This window comes from Methylobacterium sp., from assembly GCF_019750675.1.
In the GTDB taxonomy this organism is placed as follows: Bacteria; Pseudomonadota; Alphaproteobacteria; order Rhizobiales; family Beijerinckiaceae; genus Methylobacterium.
Window position 1 is genome coordinate 1 of the sequence record NZ_JAIEOF010000073.1, and the last position, 3254, is coordinate 3254.

The window sequence follows — 3254 nt, forward strand, 5'->3', positions numbered from 1 at the left end:
TGCTCCCCGACGAAAACCGCAGCAACGTCTACAAACTGTTCCGCGCTGCACGGGTCTGTCCGGATACCACCATCGATCCGGCCGAGCAGGTGGCGTTCTACGACGTCGGCCTCGGCTCCAAGGCCGCCGGCAGCAACATCAAGATCGGCTGGTGGCGCCGGATCTACAATATCCTGGGCTCGGCGACTGGCCTCGGCATCACCCAGAACATCATCGACTGCTACGCGTCGATCCTGCGGGTCTGGGAACCGGGAGACCGGATCTATCTCATCGGCTTCAGCCGGGGAGCCTATACCGTACGCTGCCTCGGGGCCGCACTGGCCCTCTGCGGTGTGCCGACCCAGGCCGGACCGGGACGACCCCTTCACCGTGACGCGGCCTCCGCCAACGCGATCGCGAAGGAGGCCATCAAGCACGTCTACCAGTTCGGAGCCTCGAAGAAAGGCGATCCCCTCAGGGACGTGCGCCTGGAGCTAGCGACCCGGTTCCGCGAGGACCACGCCTCGGCGGCCCCGACCGATCCGGCCCTGTCGAACGCCTATCCCTACTTCATCGGGGTCTGGGACACCGTGGCCGCTCTCGGCCTGACGACGAAACGGACCCTCGGCCTTCTCTCGGGGATCGTCGTCATCTTCGGTGCGCTCGCGCTCTTCGTGGACCTGGTGCTGAGCTGGTTCGGGGTCGGCTTCGGCGCGGCCTTCTTCTGGCGCTCGTTCGGATGGATCTGCGGGGTCGGTGCCCTCGTCGGCGCGATCGCCTACCTGCGCACCTACGTGAAGTTCACGACCAAGAGCCGGCGGCCCTGGTATCAGACGCTGCACCTCACCGGCTGGCAGATGGCGTTCTACGACACCTCCCTCAACCCGAATGTCCAGCATGCCCGGCACGCCCTCGCGATCGACGAGAATCGGAAGGACTTCGACAAGGTGGCCTGGACCACCGGTCCGAATTCCGCCCCCCAGGAGGCCACGACGACCCAGAAGGACGGCTACACCCAGCTCATCCAGCTCTGGTTCGCCGGGGTGCATTCGGACATCGGCGGCAGCTATCCGGAGAACGAGGCCCGTCTGTCCGATATCGCCCTGGTGTGGATGATCGACGAGGCGGCCGGGCTGCCCGAACCCATGAAGATCGACCGCTCCGTCCTGCACCTCTGGCCGTCCGCCGACGGACCCCAGCACGACGAGCGCAAGAACACCGTGGCGGGCTGGCCAGACTGGTTCGTGCGGCTGCTGACCGTGACGGGGATCTGGAGGCGCGAGGATCTGGGTTGGGAGCCTTGGGTGCGAACCGTCCCCCGGAACGCTCCGCTGCATCCAAGCGTGCTTCAGCGGTTCCAGGTGCTGGAGCCCGGTGTGCTGCACTACGACATCACCCAGCCCTACCGGCCGGAAGGGCTGCGCAATCACGTCCAGACGCATCAGCTCTATCCGTAGCCGCCCGTGACAGCGCTTGTCCCGGTGAGACCCGGCTCGCCAATGGCGATCACGTATCCCTCATCGAAGGCCAGGTTGGCGAACCCGGACCCGGCGGGGTTGCACAGGATGCGGGTTCCCCCCGGCCGGGTCAGGTCGAGGCTGTGATGGACATGGCCATGCAGCCAAAGGCTGACGCGGCTAGAATCGGTCAGGGCAGACAGGTCCGAGGCCGAGTTGCCCGCGTTCCAGGTCCCGCGCCGGTTCGGGTGGATGCAGTCCGGATGCGGTGCATGGTGGGTGACCACGACGAGGGGCAAAGCACCGTCATCCGTCGCGATCCCGGCACCGAGAACTGCGACCGCTCGGCGGTGCAAGGCCGCGGCGTCCCCCACCGTAAGAAGATGGTGACCGCCCGTGTCGTCGTGCGCGACGTCGATGGATTCGCCCGTCGGGGTCGCGGGGTCGAGGTCCCCGGCAAGCCGGTAGTCGCTCCACAGGGTGGTACCGACAAAGCGGCAGCCGGCGATCGTCGCGCTCGTCCCATCGAGCAGGGTGATGCCGGCCTGATCGGCCAGGGCTTGCGCCAGGATCAGGTCCTCGTGCACGACCCCGTTCCAGTGCTCGTGGTTGCCCATCACGAACACGATCGGCTTGTCCCCGGCGAGCCGCCGCAGGACGGCAAAAGCGCGGCCGGGATCGCCCTGCCAGACGTCACCGGCCGCCACCAGCACGTCGAAGGCGGGTGGGTCGGGCCGGAAGTTCTCCGGATACGGCAGGGCCTCGAGATGAAGGTCGGAGAGGATCCAGAGTCTGGCCAAGGCAGCTCCCGTGCGGCGGTGTGCGGGTCCGGACACCACGAGCGTGTGTCCCCCTACCCATAGGGGCTTCGATCGACCTCGATGGCTTAAGGCCGTCAGGGCCTCACGCGTCACGGCTGCAGCGCGCGGGATTGCCAAGCTGCCGAGATGATCGGCCGACGGCGCCGGGGCCTAAGGAACGCCGTGTCGACAACGATCGCGACCGACCGATCCAACCCTGCATCGTGCGCGCAGATGCTCCGGCCCAGGACCGACCGGCGGTACCCAACGATGCGTTCGGCAGGAGGATGTGCTTCTAGCAAAGGCCGCACTGCAGATGCCGAACCCGGACGTCCGAACGGTACAGCTTCGGTTCGGTGACCAGGGCGAACCGACCCATGCGGAGAGAACTCGGACCGGATCGTCCGATCATACGGTTCGCATCCCGATTGGGCTGGTCAACGATTCACCGGATCACCGCGTCCTCCTCAGTCGGAACGGGAAGGTCGTCCATCGCGTCCACGAACCTCCGAGCGCTCTACGCAATGAATCAGCTCAGGCCGCGGCCTCCGACGTGCCGGTCGGCACGACCCCCTCGGCTTTCAAGGCCTGCGTAGGGACAGCCTCATTCCTGCCGGGTGAGCCGATCAGATCAGCGAACAGAGCCTTGTCGGCGTCCCGGGTGAGAAAGCCCGGCAGCTCGCGGCGGAGCCAGTCAGCGAGGCGCTGGGTGAAGGCTGGATCGTGACCCGCCTCCAGCCGCTGCAAGACGAGCGCGCCGAGCAGGACCTTGCGGCGGGTGTCGTGCGCGCGTTCCTGCCGGCCGAGCCGGGCCTGTAGGGCCTTCTTCTGTGCCTCGATCTGCGCCAGCCGCTCAGTGATCGATCGCCGCGCCATGGACACCTTCCCCTCGTTGTAGGCCTCTTCGTTTTAGCGAGACTGATCCACACGGCCAAGCTACGCGTTGGTAGCGCGTGGACCGTCCTGTTACGAAGGGCGGCGTCTCCTACGTGTATGTAGCATACCAGCCTCCGGAGGG

At 66.7% G+C, this 3254-nt stretch carries 3 protein-coding genes; 1 reads left to right on the top strand and 2 read right to left on the bottom strand.

What is annotated here, in order from left to right:
* Nucleotides 1-1436, top strand: a 1436-nt coding sequence (locus tag K2X24_RS03855) for a DUF2235 domain-containing protein (RefSeq protein ID WP_292494815.1), incomplete at its 5' end; no start/stop codon positions are given.
* Here the strand turns inward: K2X24_RS03855 and K2X24_RS03860 are convergent.
* Both K2X24_RS03860 and K2X24_RS03865 read right to left on the bottom strand, forming a co-directional pair.
* Nucleotides 1427-2236 carry a metallophosphoesterase gene (locus K2X24_RS03860; protein ID WP_292494817.1) on the bottom strand — a complete coding sequence of 270 codons (810 nt, stop codon included), beginning with the start codon at nucleotides 2234-2236 and terminating at the stop codon, nucleotides 1427-1429. The two genes, K2X24_RS03855 and K2X24_RS03860, sit on opposite strands and share 10 nt — an antisense overlap.
* Nucleotides 2237-2770: 534 nt before the next feature.
* On the bottom strand, nucleotides 2771-3112 hold the full coding sequence (locus K2X24_RS03865) for a mobilization protein (protein ID WP_292494819.1): 342 nt from the start codon (nucleotides 3110-3112) through the stop codon (nucleotides 2771-2773).
* Nucleotides 3113-3254 lie beyond the last annotated feature (142 nt).

Bases quoted from the DNA above. Each gene is read 5' to 3' on its own strand.
- K2X24_RS03865 (WP_292494819.1), bottom strand. From the start codon at position 3,112: ATGGCGCGGCGATCGATCACTGAGCGGCTGGCGCAGATCGAGGCACAG.